A 15430-nucleotide genomic window follows, 5' to 3' on the forward strand; every position below is an offset into this window, starting at 1 on the left:
GAGCCGATCCTCCTAAGCAGGGGGTGCGGGAGCCGCCTGCAGCGGCGCGGCGAACTCGCCGTCGGGATCGTCGATCAGCGGCGGATGCGCACGGATGCTGCGGTACACCGCCGGCACCTGGCCGTAGCGCAGCGCCTGCAGCACGATGTGGCTGGTGATCCGCCACAGGTCGCGCAGCGGGCGGAAGTGGCTGGCGCGGAACTGCTCCCCCGAGTGCACGCTCTTGTAGCGCGACTCGATCGGCACCGACACGCAGCGCGTGCCGAGCCGGCGCGACGCCGAGATCAGGATCTGCGCCTCGAACACGAAATCCTCGCCGGGCACGTCCTCCAGCGCGGCCACCGCCGCCGGATACAGGCGCTGGCCGCTCTGGCTGTCGGCGATCTGGTAGCCGGTGCCCCAGGCCAGACCCCAGTCGCCGAACTCGTTGGCCAGGCGCCGCGGCAGCGGCTGCTGCGAGCGCCGGCGCAGGCGCGCGCCGATCACCACGCGGCCGGGGTGGCGATTGGCCGCGGCAAGCAGGCGCGGGATGTCTTCGGCCGCGTGCTGGCCGTCGCCGTCCATGGTCAGCACCGCGGCCGCGCCCTGGCGCAGGGCTTCGCGGAAACCGTCGCGCAGGCAGGCGCCCTTGCCCATCCGCCGCGGGTGCCGCAGCAGCGTCAGCGGCAGCCCGGCGAGCTGGGCGACGGTATCGTCGTCGGAGCCGTCGTCGATCACGATCACGCGCGGGCACTGCGCCAGGGCGCCCTCGACCACGCCGCGGATACGTAGCGCTTCGTTCAGTGCCGGGATCACCACGGCGAGGTCGTGGCGGCCCAGCGGCGGCGCGGGGTCAGGCATCGGCGATCTCCACCCGCAACGCGCGCGACGGGCCGGCGTGCAGTGATACCAGATCGGCGCCGGTCGCGAGCGCCTGGAACAGCGGCAGCATCGGCGCCATGGCATTGCCGTGCAGCTGCTGCGCCAGCGGCCCGTGCGGCGGCGCGGCGACGGCGTCGACCAGGGTCGCGCGCAGCCGCGGCGTCCCGGGCCGCGGCGTCCGTGCCAGCACCAGGGCGCCGCCGAGCAGGCCGGTACTGGGTGCCATCGTCGCCAGCGTGCCGACCGCGCGGCCGTCGTAGCCGACCAGCAGCACCGCCTCGGCACCGGTGGCCAGCTGCACCAGCGCCTCCAGCAGACCCTGGGCGAAGCTGGCGTCGTGGCTGCTGAGCGCAGTGGCCGCGGCGTGGCAGCCGGCGCCGATGGTCCAGTAGCCGGCGGCCGCGTTGTGCACCGAGTTGTGGAAGCGGGTCGGCGAAACCGCGATCGGATCGCTGGCCAGGGTCGCGCACAGGTAGTCGGTGATGCCGATCTCGCCGTGGGCGGAGGCGAACACGCTGGGCAGGCCGGCCGGGTCGCGGCCGGCGGCGGTGCAGGCGGCCAGTGCGACTTCCAGCGCCACCGCGACAGTGTCCGGGGCGCGCCGGCGCTCGTTCGCGGCCAGCAGGCGCGGCGTCGGCCGGACCGGGGCCGCGTCCGGCAGCGCGCCGCCCGCAGCGAAAGCGCGCGCGGCCGGCCACGACGGCAGGCCGTCGGCCCAGAAGCCGATGCCTTCGATGCCGGCCGCCAGCTCGCTCATGCCGCCCGTCCGAACAGCAGCACGCAGTTGTTGCCGCCGAAGCCGAAGGAATTGCTCATCGCGTAACGCAGCGGGCGCGCGGCGTTGTCCAGGCGCAGTTGCGGACCGCAGGCCGGGTCGACGCTGGCGCTGTTGAGGGTGCCGGGCAGCAGGCCGTGCTGCAGCGCCAGCAGCGCGAACACCGCTTCCACGATCCCGGCCGCGCCCAGGGTGTGCCCGGTCCAGCCCTTGGTCGAGCCGGCGTGCAGCGTGTCCGGGAACAGCGCCGCGACCGCGCGCGCCTCGACCGCGTCGTTGGCCGGGGTCGCGGTGCCGTGCAGGTTGAGGTAGTCGACCGCGGCGGCCTCCACGCCGGCGCGCTGCAGCGCCTGCTGCATCGCGATCCGCGCGCCCAGGCCTTCGGGATGCGGCGCGGACATGTGGTGGGCGTCGCTGGACTCGCCGTAACCTCGCAATTGCGGCGCGCGCTCGCCGGGGGCGACGCGCTCGAGCAGGGCGAAGCCGCCGGCTTCGCCCAGCGACAGCCCGTCGCGCGCGGGATCGAACGGCCGGCACGGCGTCGCCGACACCAGGCCCAGCGCGTTGAAGCCGTACAGCACGCTGCCGCACAGGGTGTCGACGCCGCCCACCAGCGCCGCGTCCACCACCCCGGCCTGCAGCAGCCGCGCCGCCTGCGCGAACACCTTGGCGCTGGAAGAGCACGCCGTGGCCACGGTCACGCAGGGCCCGCGCAGGCCGGTGGCCTGCTGCACGAAACCGGCGAGCGAATGCGGCTGGTGCACGGCGGGCCGGCGCAGGTCGGCGGGGAAGCGTGTGCCGCCGGCGCCGTCGTCCTCGCGCCGGGCGTAGGCGTCCTCGGTGGCGCCGATGCTGGCGGTGGAGGTGCCGAGCACGATCGCGACCCGTTCGGCGCCGTGGCGCGCGCGGGCCGCGGCGACGGCGTCGGGCAGGCCGTCGTGTTGCAGCGCCCGCCAGGCCAGGCGGTTGTTGCGGCAGTCCCATTGCGCCCAGCGCGCGGGCAACGGCGCGTCCTCGAGACCGTCGACGCGGCCGATCCAGGTGTCGAGCGCAGCGGTCCCGAAGTCGTTGCGGCGCAGCCCGCCGCGGCGCGCGTGCAATGCCGCGAGCTGCGCCTGGCGGCCGTCGCCCAGCGCCGTGGTCGCGGTGTAGGCGCGGATCGCCAGTGGCGGCATGGGCGGCAACGGCGGCGATGGCGGCACGCAGGCCTCCGGCATGGACGACGGCGGCGAGTATAGCCAGCACCCCGGTGATTCCCGGGTGGCGCAACGCTGAATGCATCGACATGTGCCGCCGATAGCCGCCGCCTGCGTCCCGACCGCGCCCGCCGCGGCCGGCAGGCGTCGGCATCGCCACGTTTTCGTTCGCATCCGTGCGCCCCTCCGCGGTCGGCATGCCATTGGTCACGGGCCGGCCGGCGGCGGCGCGCGCTAGTATCGAGCGGATGCCATTGGGCGAAACCGCGACGAGGTCGGGAATGGTTACGAGGGGCTGGATGTTGGGGGCGCTGCTGCTGGTGGGCGCGGCTACAGGCACGGCGACGGCGCAGGTCACCAGCGCCGACTACCAGCGCGCCGCGAGCATGCTCGGCGACCGTACCCTGCCACTGCTGGACGGCTGGCTGCGCGATGCGACCTGGCTGGACGACGGCAGCCTGGTCTACGGCGTGATGTCGGCCGGCAAGACCGCCTACCTGCGCCTGGACCCGGCGACCGGCCAGTCCACGCCGGCCTTCGACCTGCAGGCCTTGGCCGACGCGGTCAACCAGGCCAACCCGAAGGCCAAGCCGGTCGTGCCCGACAAGCTGTCCGTGGGCGACATCCGCGGCCAGGACGGTGCCCTGCGCATCCGCGTGCGTGGCGACGACCACGACTATCGTTGCGACGACAAGGGTTGCAGGGCGCTCGTGAAACCCAAGTCCGGCGACGAGCCGGGCGTGGTCTCGCCGGACGGCACTCGCGAAGCTTTCGTCCGCGACTGGAACCTGTGGCTGCGCGACACCGCGACCGGCAAGGAAACCCGGCTCACCGCCGACGGCCGGCCGGACTATGGCTACGCCACCGACAACGCCGGTTGGAAGCACACCGGCGACGCGGTCGTGGTGTGGTCGCCGGACGGGCAGAAGCTCGCGACCTTCCAGCAGGACCAGCGCAAGACCAGCACCATGACCCTGGTCGGCACCAACGTCGGCGCACCCAAGGTGCAGCAGTGGAAGTATCCGTTCGTCGGCGACAAGGATGTGACGATGATCGAGCGCGTGATCGTCGACCTGTCCGCCGCCACGCCGCAGACGATCCGCCTGCGGATGCCGCCGGACCAGCACCGCTCCACCTGCGCCGACGACCTGCTGTGCAGCGAGGGCTGGGAAGACGTGCAGTGGGCGCCCGACGGCAAGACCCTGGCCTTCGTCAGCACCGACCGCGGCCACAAGACCGCGACGCTGCGCGTGGCCGATGCGCAAACCGGCGCGGTGCGCGACGTGTACACCGAGACCGTGGCCACGCAGTACCAGAGCGCGCCGGCGCTGGATTCGGTCAACTGGCGCTACCTGCCCGACAGCGGCGAGTTCATCTGGTTCAGCCAGCAATCCGACTGGGGCCACCTGTACCTGCACGACCTGGCCAGCGGCAAGCTGAAGCGGCAGATCACCAGCGGCGACTGGAACGTCACCAAGATCGCGCACATCGACCCGGCCGCGCGCACGCTCTGGTTCCGCGGCGTCGGCCGCGAGGCCGGGCGCGACCCGTACCTCGTCCACTACTACAAGGTCGGCCTCGACGGCGGCGAGGTGCAACTGCTGACGCCGGAGAACGCCAACCACGCTGTCACTGCGTCGAAGGACGGCAGGTATTTCGTCGACACGTATTCCACCATCGACACCGCGCCGGTGACCCTGCTGCGCGACGCCGCCGGCAGGCAGGTCGCCGAACTCGCCCGCACCGACCTGTCGCGGCTCAAGGCCGCCGGCTGGGTAGCGCCGACAGCGTTCACGGTCAAGGCGCGCGATGGCAAGACCGACCTCTACGGGCAGATGTTCAAGCCGTCGAACTTCGATCCCGCGAAGCGGTACCCGATCGTCACCTACATCTATCCCGGCCCGCAGGTCGGCTCGGTGCGCTCGCGCAGCTTCCAGCCCGCGCACGGCGACCACCAGGCGCTGGCCGAGCTCGGCTTCATCGTCATCGCCGTCGACGGCATGGGCACGCCGCTGCGCAGCAAGTCGTTCCAGGACGCCTGGTATGGCGACATGGCCGACAACACCCTGCCCGACCAGATCGCCGCGCTGAAGCAGCTGGCGGCGCGGCATCCGTGGATCGACGCCACCCGCGCCGGCATCTGGGGCCACTCCGGCGGCGGCAACGCCACCGCGGGGGCGATGTTCCGCTACCCCGACGTGTACAAGGTCGGCATCGCCGAATCCGGCAACCACGACAACCTCAGCTACGAGGACGACTGGGCCGAGCGCTACCACGGCCTGCTGGCGGACAAGGGCGACGGCAAGACCAACTACAGCGGCCAGGACAACGCCGCCTATGCGAAGAACCTCAAGGGCAAGCTCTTCCTGTTGCACGGCCTGATGGACGACAACGTGCCGCCGCAGTCCACCCTGCTGGTGGTCGATGCGCTGGTGAAGGCCAACAAGGACTTCGACCTGCTGCTGCTGCCGCATGCGCGCCACGGCTACGGCATGGATGGCTATTACGTCATGCGTCGGCGCTGGGACTACTTCGTGCAGAACCTGCTGGGCGTCGAGCCGCCGAAGGAGTTCGCGCTGAAGCCGGCGGAGTAAGCCAGCAACGATTCCCGCCCCGGCCGCGGGAGCCTCGTATAGGGAAGCCAGTGGCTCGCTCTTCGCCGAGCACGCCGTGAATCCATCCCCTAGCCGCGGAAGTTTTGCGGGGGAAGCCGGCGGCCCGGCCTGTGCGGGACACGCCGTGAATACGTCCCTGTAGGCTCCTCGGCGGCATCCATGCCGCCGACGGTCCCGCACAGGCCGGGCCGCCGGCTTCCGGGCAGGTGAGTGGGCGCTTGATAAGAGAGCCGCCCGAAGCGACGACCTCCAAGCTCCTGAAGTCGCCGCCCGGCGGGCTGGGGGTGCGGAGAGTGGGCCATGGATGGCCCACGCCCCGACTTAAAGACAGGAGGTCGTCAGGAGGGCGCAACACCCCCAGCCCGCCGGGCGGCGACTCCGTCCGAAGCCGATCTCCAGATTGCAGACGTGACGGCCCGTTAGGGCATGCATGGCCTGCGCCCCGACTGGAAGACAGGAGGTCGTCAGGAGGGCCGCAACACCCCCAGCCCGCCGGGCGGCGACTCCGTCCGAAGCCGATCTCCAGATTGCAGACGTGACGGCCCGTTAGGGCATGCATGGCCTGCGCCCCGACTGGAAGACAGGAGGTCGTCGGGAGGGCGCAGCCCCCCAGCCCGCTGCGCGGCGACTCCCTCCGAAGCCCATTCCCTATGCCCGGTCCCGCAGCGATCCACGCTCGCGGTGGAGGCAACGCCGCAGCAACTCGCCGTCCCGGTCGCGCTTCAATCCGCCTGGCGCGCGCCCTGCCCGAACAGGATCTTCTTCTCCGCGTCGGACATCGGCTTGCCCGCCTCGGGATTGACCGTCGCAGCCAGCGCATAGGCGCGCTGCGCCGCGGGGCGCGCGGCGATCGCGGCGTGCCAGCGCCGGACTTCGGGAAACGGCGCCAGGTCCAGCGGCGCCTTGTCGTAAGGGTCGATCCACGGATGACACGCCATGTCGGCGATGCTGTATTCGTCACCGGCGATGAATTCACGATCGCGCAGACGGGTGTCGAGCACGCCGAGCAGGCGCTCGGCCTCGCGCCGGTAGCGATCGATCGCATAGGGCACCGGTTCGGGCGCGTACACGCTGAAGTGCCCGTGCTGCCCGGTCATCGGACCCAGCCCGCCCATCTGCCAGAACAGCCACTCGTTGACCACGATCCGCTGGCGCAACGCCGTCCGCGCATCCGCGCCGTCGGGGATGCCGAGGAAACGCCCGGCTTTTTCCGCCAGGTACTGCAGGATCGCGCCGGACTCGAACACCGGGATCGGCGCGCCGCCGTCGGCCGGCGCACGGTCGACGATCGCCGGCATCTTGTTGTTGGGCGAAATCGCCAGGAACGCCGGCGCGAACTGCGCGCCCTTGCCGATGTCGACCGGGACGATGCGGTAGGCCAGCGGCCGGCCGAGTTCGGCCAGTTCCTCCAGCAGCAGGGTGACCTTGTGGCCGTTGGGCGTGGGCCAGTAATGCAGTTCGATCATGGCGGGCGGACTTGCAGGTGGGGGCCGTCACTCTAGCGCCGCGGCTGCGGCTGCGCCGGCACCGCGGTCGCGCATCCGCGACCTGCGTGCGTCCTCTTGGCGGCGCCCCGTGGTACCCGTTACCCTGCGCCGCCCGCTCCCGACCTTCCGCGCATGTCCGACCCCCGCCTGGCCGCCGTCGACCGTCCCCGCCTCACCCCGCTGGCGGCGCTGATCTTCTCCTCGCGCTGGCTGCAGCTGCCGCTGTACCTGGGGCTGATCCTCGCCCAGGGCGTGTACGTGTTCCTGTTCGGCAAGGAACTGTGGCACCTGATCCACGAGGCGCAGAGTCTCGGCGAGCAGGACATCATGCTGATCGTGCTCGGGCTGATCGACGTGGTGATGATCTCCAACCTGCTGGTGATGGTGATCGTCGGCGGTTACGAGACCTTCGTCTCGCGGCTGGGGCTGCAGGGCCACCCGGACCAGCCGGAGTGGCTGAGCCACGTCAACGCCAGCGTGCTCAAGGTCAAACTGGCGATGGCGATCATCGGCATCTCCTCGATCCACCTGCTCAAGACCTTCATCGAAGCCGGCACCCTGGGCCTGCCGGTGTGCGCGGCGGTGCCGGCGGGCACGCCGTGCACGCGCTTCAGCGCCGCCGGAGTGATGTGGCAGACCATCATCCACTGCGTGTTCATCCTCTCGGCGATCGGCATCGCCTGGACCGACCGGATCATGCAGTCGACCTCGAGCCGGCGCGAACAGGGCGCGCACTGACGCGCAAACGGCGATAGCCGCCGTCGCGCTCGCTCGCCGCCCGCCGTCGTCCTCCGAGGCGCGCCCGTAGAATGGCGCGATGGATGTCTCCCACCTGCTCGACGGCCTCAACCCGGCGCAACGCGAGGCGGTCAGCGCGCCGCCGGGGCATTACCTGGTGCTGGCCGGCGCCGGCTCCGGCAAGACCCGGGTACTGACCCACCGCATCGCCTGGCTGCACGAGGTGCACGGCGTGCCGTTGCACGGCATCCTCGCGGTGACCTTCACCAACAAGGCGGCGGCGGAGATGCGCGGCCGCACCGAGCGCCTGCTCGCGCGCGCCGGCCGCGGCGGCGCGCGCGGCCCTGCGGCGGCGCCGGCGCTCGGGACGGGCATGTGGATCGGCACCTTCCACGGCCTCGCCCACCGCCTGCTGCGCCTGCACTGGCAGGACGCCGCGTTGCCGGAAGGTTTCCAGGTGCTGGATTCGGACGACCAGCTGCGCCTGGTCAAGCGCGTGGTGCAGCAGCTGGAGCTGGACGAGGCGCGTTTTCCGCCGCGGCAGATCGCCTGGTGGATCAACGCGCAGAAGGACGAAGGCCGGCGTCCGCAGCACCTGCAGCCGGCGTCCGGCGACGTCTGGCTGGAAACGATGCAGCGGGCCTACGCGCTGTACCAGGAGCGCTGCGACCGCGCCGGCCTGGTCGACTTCGCCGAGCTGCTGCTGCGCGCGCACGAACTGCTGCGCGACCACCCGGCGCTGCTGGCGCACTACCGGCAGCGCTTCGGCGAGCTGCTGGTGGACGAGTTCCAGGACACCAACGCGATCCAGTACGGCTTCGTGCGCCTGCTCGCCGGCAGCGGCAGCGATGAGAGTCGTGGCCACGTGTTCGTGGTCGGCGACGACGACCAGTCGATCTACGGCTGGCGCGGCGCCAGGGTCGAGAACATGCAGCGCTTCCTGCGCGATTTCCCCGGCGCGACCACGCTGCGGCTGGAGCAGAACTACCGTTCCAGCGCCAACATCCTCGCCGCCGCCAACGCGGTGATCGCGCACAACCCCGACCGCCTCGGCAAGCAGCTGTGGACCGACAGCGGCGAGGGCGAGCCGCTCGACCTGTACGCCGCCTACAACGAGATCGACGAGGCGCGGTTCGTGGTCGAGCGCATCGCGCAGTGGGTGCGCGAGGGCGGCAGCCACGGCGACGCCGCGATCCTGTACCGCAGCAACGCGCAGTCGCGCGCGTTCGAGGAGGCGCTGCTGGCCGAGCAGATCCCGTACCGCGTCTACGGCGGCCAGCGCTTCTTCGAGCGCGCCGAAATCAAGGACACGCTGGCCTACCTGCGGCTGGTCGCCAACCCCGACGACGATGCGGCGTTCGAGCGCGCGGTCAACACGCCCGCGCGCGGCATCGGCGGGCGCACCCTGGACACGGTGCGCCAGTGCGCGCGCGGCGAGGGCCTGTCGCTGTGGCAGGCGACGCAGCGCGTGGTCGCCGGCGCCGCGCTGCAGGCGCGCGCGCGCACCGCGTTGGCCGGGTTCCAGGCGCTGGTGCAGGCGCTGACGGCGGAGCTCGGCGAGTTGCCGCTGCCGGAAAAGATCGACCATGTGCTGGCGCGCAGCGGCCTGCGCGCGCATTACGACGCCGAGTCGAAGGGCACGCTGGATTCGCGCACCGACAACCTCGACGAGCTGGTCTCGGTCGCCTCGCGCTTCGTGCAGCGCGACGAGGACGAGGAAGCCGCCGCGTCCAGCGAACTGGTCGCGTTCCTGTCCTACGCCGCGCTGGAGGCCGGCGAGGGCCAGGCCCAGGCCGGCGAGGACGGGGTGCAGCTGATGACTCTGCACAGCGCCAAGGGCCTGGAATTCCCGCTGGTGTTCCTGGCCGGCCTGGAGGAAGGCCTGTTCCCCAGCGGCAAGTCGCTGGAGGAGAGCGGCCGGCTGGAGGAAGAGCGGCGCCTGGCCTACGTCGGCATCACCCGTGCGCGGCAGAAGCTGGTGCTCAGCTATGCTGAGGCGCGGCGCATCCACGGCATGGACATGTACGGGGTGCCGTCGCGGTTCCTGCGCGAGATCCCGGCGTCGCTGCTCAACGAGGTGCGGCCGCGGGTCAACGTGTCGCGGCCGCTGGCGGCGACGATGCCGCGCCGCGACCGTGGCCACGCCGCGCTCGAGACGCCGGCGATCCGCCTGGGCGCCAATGTCCGCCACCCGACCTTCGGCACCGGCACCGTCACCGATTACGAAGGCAGCGGCGCGCACGCGCGGGTGCAGGTCAATTTCGACGGCGCCGGCAGCAAGTGGCTGGTGCTGGCCTACGCCAACCTGCAGCCGCTGTAGCGCCGACCCTCGGTCGGTCCTGCGCGGGCGCGGCCGGCCGTGACATTGCGAGGTGGCCTGGCCTTTGCGAGCGATGGCATGGCCGCGGCGATCGACCGGCCGCGATGCGCCCCCGCCGCGATTCAGCCGGATGCCGCGCCCGGGTCACGTCGCGTCAACGCCGCCGCCGCTAGCGTCGTGGCCTGCCCAACCGGGAGCCATGCCATGGCCGCGCGCACTGCCAGGTCCAGCGGAAAGCCGAAACAGGCGGCGGCGCGGCAGCGCGGCATCCAGGCGGGAGCGGACCGTCGGAACGCGAAGACGTCGGCGGCGAAGAAACCGACAAAACAGCCGGCAGCGCCGGCGGCGAAGGGCGCCAGGGCGAAGCAGCCGGCGCAGGCCGGCCCCCGGCGGCAGCCGGAAACTCCTTTCCCCGAGCAGCGCCAGCGCAAGCCTGGGCTCGAGCACAAGCTGGACCCGTCGCCGCGCTTCCTGGCGCCGGACTACGCGGGCAGCGGCAAGCTAGATGGCATGGTCGCGCTGGTGACCGGCGGCGATTCCGGCATCGGCCGCGCGGTCGCGGTGCTGTTCGCGCGCGAGGGCGCGGACGTCGCGATCGCCTACCTCAGCGAGGACCGCGACGCGCAGGACACGAAGCGCCATGTCGAGGCGGAAGGCGCGCGCTGCATCGCCATCGCCGCGGATGTGAAGGATCCGACGGCGTGCGAGGCGGTGGTGCGGCAGGTGGTCGACGCCTTCGGCCGTCTCGACGTGCTGGTCAACAACGCCGCATTCCAGATGCACGCGGAGGCGCTGGAGGACCTTACCGAGGCGCACCTGCAGGAGACGCTGCAGACCAACATCGCCGGCTACTTCCACATGGCGCGCGCCGCGCTGCCGCACATGGGCCAGGGCGGCAGCATCATCAACGCCGGCTCGGAGACCGCGCTGTTCGGCAGCAAGCACCTGCTCGACTATGCGGCCACCAAGGGTGCGATCCACGCGTTCACCAAGTCGCTGGCCAGCAACCTGCTGGAGCGCGGCATCCGCGTGAACGCGGTGGCGCCGGGCCCGGTGTGGACGCCGCTCAACCCCGCGGACAAGGCCTCGGCGCAGGTGGCGACATTCGGCCAGGACAGCGACATGGGGCGCCCGGCGCAGCCGGAAGAGGTATCGCCTGCTTTCGTGTTCCTGGCCTCGCCGGTGATGGCGTCCTACGTCAACGGCGTGGTGTTGCCGGTGATGGGCGGGCCGCGCGGCTAGCCGGGATCGGCGGCTACAGGCAACCGAAGCCGAGGAAGCCGCAATCCTTCTCCTGATCCGCCGGCGGCGGCGCCACGCACTGGTTGCCGCCGTTCCAGACGAAGCCCGGCGCGCAATGCTCGGTCTTCGCCGCCGTGACCCGGCAGCGGCCGTCGACGTGGTTGCAGGCGTAGGGCGTGCAGTCGTCCGAACCGCCACGGCCGTTGACCGAGGTCGTGCCCGAGCAGGTGAGTTCGGTGCGCGCGCGCATCTCCCGCAGCGCTTCCTCCAGGGTGGCGACCCGGCTCTCCAGCGCGCGGTTGCGCTGGCCCAGTAGCTTGAGCCGGCGCTGGATCACCCGGGTCTGGTCGATCGCCGCCGCCGGCTGTACGGCAACCGGTGCGGCCGCCGGGCGGATCAGGGCGGGACGCGACGTCTGCGCGACGGCGAGGGCCGACGGCAGGGCGAGCGCAAGCACGAACAAGGCAAGGCGGACGGGTCGCAGCATCGGATGTCTCCCGGGGTGACGTTTGCGGCGGGCACGCGGCCGCGGCCGCTACCAGCCGAACAGCTTGTAGTAGGTCGCCGGCACGTCGCCGTCCTCCGGACTGAGCCGGCCGTCGCCGTTGCGGTCGACCAAGTAATAGGTCGGGCCGCGCACCGGCACCACCTTGACCATGCGCAGCTGGCCCTGCACGCGGTATTCGTGGACCACGTCGCCGTTGTCCTGGACGCGCACGACCTCCACCGCGCCCTCGGGGACGGCATAGGCGGCGTCTGCCGGCGCGCCGCCGCTGCTGGCGCAGGCGGCAAGGCCGGTGGCGGCAAGGAGGACGGCGGCGAACGGCAGCAGGGGCGTCGGGGTGCGCATGGTCGGGCTCCGGGCGGGAACGGGATTATGCCGTGCCCGGCGTGCAGCGCGTGCCGCGGCGTCCGGGTGCGGCAGGGAAAGCGATGCGTGCAGGATGCGACGCCGGGGGCGTCGGGGAAAGGGGCCGGGCAGAGGGGCCGGGTAGAATCGGACGCATGCCCGAGCAGACCCCGCCCCGCCTTGTCCTGATCGACGGCTCCTCCTACCTGTACCGCGCCTTCCATGCGCTGCCGCCGCTGTCCAACGCCGCCGGCGAGCCGACCGGCGCGCTGTTCGGCGTGGTCAACATGCTGCGCGCCACGCTCAAGGAGCAGCCGGACTGCGCCGCATTCGTGGTCGACGCGCCGGGCAAGACCTTCCGCGACGACCTGTACCCGCAGTACAAGGCCAATCGTCCGCCGATGCCGGAGGACCTGCGCGTCCAGGTCGAGCCGATGCTGCAGGTGGTCGAGGCGCTGGGGTTGCCGATCCTGCGCATCGCCGGGGTCGAGGCCGACGACGTGATCGGCACCCTGGCGCTGGCGGCCGCGCGCGCCGGCAGCGCGGTCACCATCTCCACCAGCGACAAGGATTTCGCGCAGCTGGTGCGCGGCTTCGACGGCGGCGGCCGGATCGAGCTGGTCAACACCATGAGCGGCAGCCGCCTGGACAACGACGAGGCGGTCGCCGCCAAGTTCGGCGTGCGCGCCGCGCAGATCGTCGACCTGCTGGCGCTGATGGGCGATGCCATCGACAACGTGCCCGGAGTCGAGAAATGCGGCCCCAAGACCGCGGCCAAGTGGCTCGCCGAATACGGCAGCCTCGACGGCGTGATCGCGGCCGCCGCCGGCATCAAGGGCAAGGTCGGCGACAACCTGCGCGCCGCGCTGCCGCGGCTGCCGCTCAACCGCGAGCTGGTGACGATCAAAACCGATGTGCCCCTGGACCTGCCGGCCGATGCCCTGAAGCTGCGCGCGCGCGACACCCAGACGCTGCGAAACTTCTACACCCGCTACGGCTTCAACCAGGCGCTGCGCGAACTGGAAGGCAATGTCGCGCCGGAGCCGGCGCCGGGGGGCAAGGGCGCGCTCCGCGCCACCGCGGCCGGCTATGCGCGCGCCGCGACGGCGCCGCAGGGCGCGCCCGATGCCGCGCTCGCCGCTCCCGGCGACTACGAAACGGTGCTGACCCGGGCGCAGTTGCAGGCCTGGGTCGCGAAGCTGCAGGCGGCCGACGAATTCGCCTTCGACACCGAGACCGACGCCCTGGACGCGATGCGCGCCGGACTGGTCGGGCTGAGCCTGGCAGTCGAGTCCGGGCGCGCCTGCTACATCCCGCTGGCGCACGTCTATCCCGGCGCGCCGGCGCAGCTGCCCATGCAAGAGGTGCTGGAGGCGCTGCGGCCGCTGCTGGCCGATCCGGGCAAGCGCAAGCTCGGTCAGCACGGCAAGTACGACCTGCACGTGCTGCGCCGCCACGGCGTGGACGTGGCCGGCTACGCCGACGACACCATGCTCGAGAGCTTCGTGCTCAACGCCACCGCCAGCCGCCACGACCTGGACTCGCTGGCGCAGCGCTACCTCGGTTACCGCACGCTGCAGTTCACCGACGTCGCCGGCAAGGGCGCCAAGCAGATCGGCTTCGACCAGGTCGCGCTCGAGGATGCCACCCGCTACGCCGCCGAGGATGCCGACATCACCTTGCGCCTGCACCGGCTGCTGGCGCCGAAGCTGGCGGCGGAACCGTCGCTGCAACGCGTTTACCGCGAGATCGAGATGCCGCTGGTGCCGGTGCTGGCGCGGATCGAGGCCAACGGCGTGCTGATCGACGCCGCCGAGTTGCGGCGCCAGTCGGCGGACCTGGGCCAGCGCATGCTCGCCGCGCAGCAGCAGGCGACTGCGCTGGCCGGGCGCACCTTCAACCTGGATTCGCCGAAACAGGTCTGCGCGCTGCTGTACGAGGAATTGCAGCTGCCGGCGCGGGTCAAGACCCCGGGCGGACAGCCCTCGGCCAACGAGGAGGCGCTGGAGGCGATCGCCGAGCTGCACGAACTGCCGCGGGTGATCCTGGAGTACCGCGGCCTGGCCAAGCTGCGCAGCACCTACACCGACAAGCTGCCGGAGATGGTCAACCCCGCCACCGGCCGCGTGCACACCAGCTACCACCAGGCCGGCGCCGCCACCGGGCGGCTGGCCTCCAGCGACCCCAACCTGCAGAACATCCCGATCCGCACCGAGGACGGCCGTCGCATCCGCCGCGCCTTCGTCGCGCCGCCCGGCCGCCGCATCCTCGCCTGCGACTATTCGCAGATCGAGCTGCGGATCATGGCGCACCTGTCGCAGGACCCGGCGCTGCTGCGTGCATTCGCCAGCGGCGCCGACATCCACCGCGCGACTGCCGCGGAAGTGTTCGGCAAGGCCATCGAGGACGTCAGCGGCAACGAGCGTCGTGCCGCCAAGGCGATCAACTTCGGCCTGATGTACGGCATGAGCGCGTTCGGGCTGGCCAAGCAGCTGGGCATCGCGCGCGGCGAGGCGCAGGACTACATCGCGCTGTACTTCAGCCGGTATCCCGGTGTGCGCGACTTCATGGACGCCACCCGCCAGCAGGCGCGCGAGCGCGGCTATGTCGAAACCGTGTTCGGCCGCCGCCTGTACCTGGACAACATCCATGCGCGCAACCAGGGCCTGCGTGCCGGCGCCGAGCGCGCCGCGATCAACGCGCCGATGCAGGGCACCGCCGCCGACATCATCAAGCGCGCGATGATCGACATCGATGCATGGCTGGCCGGCCAGCGCGGCCGCACCGGTGCGGCGCCGGCGCTGATGGTGCTGCAGGTGCACGACGAGCTGGTGTTCGAGGTCGACGACGACTTCGTGGAGACTCTGCGCGCCGAGGCGTCGGCACGGATGGCGGCCGCGGCCAGCCTGCGGGTGCCGCTGGTGGTGGATTCCGGGGTCGGGGCGGACTGGGACCAGGCGCACTGAGCCCGGGTCGGTGCTCAGGACCAGTCGGCGCCGCCCGGGTTTTGGCGATGAATCTTTCCTGAACCCAACCGTTTTTGAGCGGAATCTTCACGAACTATCCATGTGCACAGTGGTCATATAGCTCGCGACGGATGCAAGGTCCGTCGCTGATCATCTCCCTCCCCTGGAGTGATCCGGAACGGCTACCCCTCCCCAGGTACCGTTCCCCGGCCCCGCTAGCCCTCCCCCTGGCTCGCGGGGCTTTTTTATGGGTTCCCTTCCCGCTGCGGGATCCGCAATCGGGCTTCGGAGGGAGTCGCCGCCCGGCGGGCTGGGGGTGCTGCGCCCTCCTGACGACCTCCTGTCTTTAAGTCGGGTCGTGGACCCTCCATGGTCCACTC

At 71.6% G+C, this 15430-nt stretch carries 11 protein-coding genes; 5 read left to right on the forward strand and 6 right to left on the reverse strand.

Annotation, left to right across the window (positions count from 1 at the left end):
- Window positions 1–12: 12 nt before the first annotated feature.
- The 3 genes from D0Y53_RS12165 to D0Y53_RS12175 are packed head-to-tail and all read right to left on the reverse strand — an operon-like array spanning window position 13 to window position 2811.
- Complete coding sequence (locus tag D0Y53_RS12165; protein ID WP_117203586.1) at window positions 13–840, reverse strand: glycosyltransferase family 2 protein; 828 nt, start codon at window positions 838–840, stop codon at window positions 13–15.
- Window positions 833–1618 (reverse strand): beta-ketoacyl synthase chain length factor, encoded by a 786-nt coding sequence (locus D0Y53_RS12170; RefSeq protein ID WP_117203587.1) that lies wholly within the window; start codon window positions 1616–1618, stop codon window positions 833–835. The genes D0Y53_RS12165 and D0Y53_RS12170 overlap by 8 nt, the downstream gene beginning before the upstream one ends.
- Complete coding sequence (locus D0Y53_RS12175) at window positions 1615–2811, reverse strand: beta-ketoacyl-[acyl-carrier-protein] synthase family protein (RefSeq protein ID WP_117203588.1); 1197 nt, start codon at window positions 2809–2811, stop codon at window positions 1615–1617. The genes D0Y53_RS12170 and D0Y53_RS12175 overlap by 4 nt, the downstream gene beginning before the upstream one ends.
- Before the next feature lie 320 nt (window positions 2812–3131).
- Between D0Y53_RS12175 and D0Y53_RS12180 the strand changes: the two genes are divergently transcribed.
- Entirely contained in the window at window positions 3132–5426 is a 2295-nt protein-coding gene (locus D0Y53_RS12180; protein ID WP_233511779.1) for a S9 family peptidase, read from the forward strand.
- 743 nt (window positions 5427–6169) lie between these two features.
- Here the strand turns inward: D0Y53_RS12180 and D0Y53_RS12185 are convergent.
- Complete coding sequence (locus tag D0Y53_RS12185; RefSeq protein ID WP_117203590.1) at window positions 6170–6913, reverse strand: glutathione binding-like protein; 744 nt, start codon at window positions 6911–6913, stop codon at window positions 6170–6172.
- A 153-nt stretch (window positions 6914–7066) separates the two neighbouring features.
- On the opposite strand from D0Y53_RS12185, the gene D0Y53_RS12190 reads away from it, so the two are divergent.
- The 3 genes from D0Y53_RS12190 to D0Y53_RS12200 all read left to right on the forward strand — a co-directional run bounded on the left by D0Y53_RS12190 (window position 7067) and on the right by D0Y53_RS12200 (window position 11234).
- A complete protein-coding gene (locus D0Y53_RS12190; protein ID WP_117203591.1) occupies window positions 7067–7672 on the forward strand; it encodes a TIGR00645 family protein in 606 nt (201 codons plus the stop codon).
- Between the two features lie 79 nt (window positions 7673–7751).
- Window positions 7752–9992 carry a DNA helicase II gene (uvrD, locus tag D0Y53_RS12195; protein WP_117203592.1) on the forward strand — a complete coding sequence of 747 codons (2241 nt, stop codon included), beginning with the start codon at window positions 7752–7754 and terminating at the stop codon, window positions 9990–9992.
- A gap of 204 nt (window positions 9993–10196) precedes the next feature.
- Window positions 10197–11234, forward strand: a complete 1038-nt coding sequence (locus D0Y53_RS12200) for an SDR family oxidoreductase (RefSeq protein WP_117203593.1) — start codon at window positions 10197–10199, stop codon at window positions 11232–11234.
- A gap of 13 nt (window positions 11235–11247) precedes the next feature.
- Here D0Y53_RS12200 and D0Y53_RS12205 read toward each other — a convergent pair whose 3' ends face one another.
- Together D0Y53_RS12205 and D0Y53_RS12210 are read right to left on the reverse strand one after the other, a co-directional pair.
- Window positions 11248–11721 carry a hypothetical protein gene (locus D0Y53_RS12205; protein WP_147319070.1) on the reverse strand — a complete coding sequence of 158 codons (474 nt, stop codon included), beginning with the start codon at window positions 11719–11721 and terminating at the stop codon, window positions 11248–11250.
- 48 nt (window positions 11722–11769) lie between these two features.
- The gene (locus D0Y53_RS12210; protein WP_117203595.1) at window positions 11770–12084 is read right to left on the reverse strand and encodes a DUF2782 domain-containing protein; all 315 of its coding nucleotides are present in this window, start codon (window positions 12082–12084) and stop codon (window positions 11770–11772) included.
- A gap of 155 nt (window positions 12085–12239) precedes the next feature.
- Between D0Y53_RS12210 and polA the strand changes: the two genes are divergently transcribed.
- Window positions 12240–15050: a DNA polymerase I gene (polA, locus tag D0Y53_RS12215; RefSeq protein WP_117203596.1), complete on the forward strand. Its 2811-nt coding sequence runs from the start codon at window positions 12240–12242 to the stop codon at window positions 15048–15050.
- Window positions 15051–15430 lie beyond the last annotated feature (380 nt).

Origin of the sequence: Cognatiluteimonas weifangensis (assembly GCF_003416885.1) — a bacterium.
Taxonomy (GTDB): domain Bacteria; phylum Pseudomonadota; class Gammaproteobacteria; order Xanthomonadales; family Xanthomonadaceae; genus Cognatiluteimonas; species Cognatiluteimonas weifangensis.

Bases quoted from the DNA above. Each gene is read 5' to 3' on its own strand.
- D0Y53_RS12175 (WP_117203588.1), bottom strand. From the start codon at position 2,811: ATGCCGCCACTGGCGATCCGCGCCTACACCGCGACCACGGCGCTGGGC.
- D0Y53_RS12165 (WP_117203586.1), bottom strand. From the start codon at position 840: ATGCCTGACCCCGCGCCGCCGCTGGGCCGCCACGACCTCGCCGTGGTG.
- D0Y53_RS12190 (WP_117203591.1), top strand. From the start codon at position 7,067: ATGTCCGACCCCCGCCTGGCCGCCGTCGACCGTCCCCGCCTCACCCCG.
- D0Y53_RS12210 (WP_117203595.1), bottom strand. From the start codon at position 12,084: ATGCGCACCCCGACGCCCCTGCTGCCGTTCGCCGCCGTCCTCCTTGCC.
- D0Y53_RS12205 (WP_147319070.1), bottom strand. From the start codon at position 11,721: ATGCTGCGACCCGTCCGCCTTGCCTTGTTCGTGCTTGCGCTCGCCCTG.
- D0Y53_RS12200 (WP_117203593.1), top strand. From the start codon at position 10,197: ATGGCCGCGCGCACTGCCAGGTCCAGCGGAAAGCCGAAACAGGCGGCG.
- uvrD (WP_117203592.1), top strand. From the start codon at position 7,752: ATGGATGTCTCCCACCTGCTCGACGGCCTCAACCCGGCGCAACGCGAG.
- D0Y53_RS12185 (WP_117203590.1), bottom strand. From the start codon at position 6,913: ATGATCGAACTGCATTACTGGCCCACGCCCAACGGCCACAAGGTCACC.
- polA (WP_117203596.1), top strand. From the start codon at position 12,240: ATGCCCGAGCAGACCCCGCCCCGCCTTGTCCTGATCGACGGCTCCTCC.
- D0Y53_RS12170 (WP_117203587.1), bottom strand. From the start codon at position 1,618: ATGAGCGAGCTGGCGGCCGGCATCGAAGGCATCGGCTTCTGGGCCGAC.
- D0Y53_RS12180 (WP_233511779.1), top strand. From the start codon at position 3,132: ATGTTGGGGGCGCTGCTGCTGGTGGGCGCGGCTACAGGCACGGCGACG.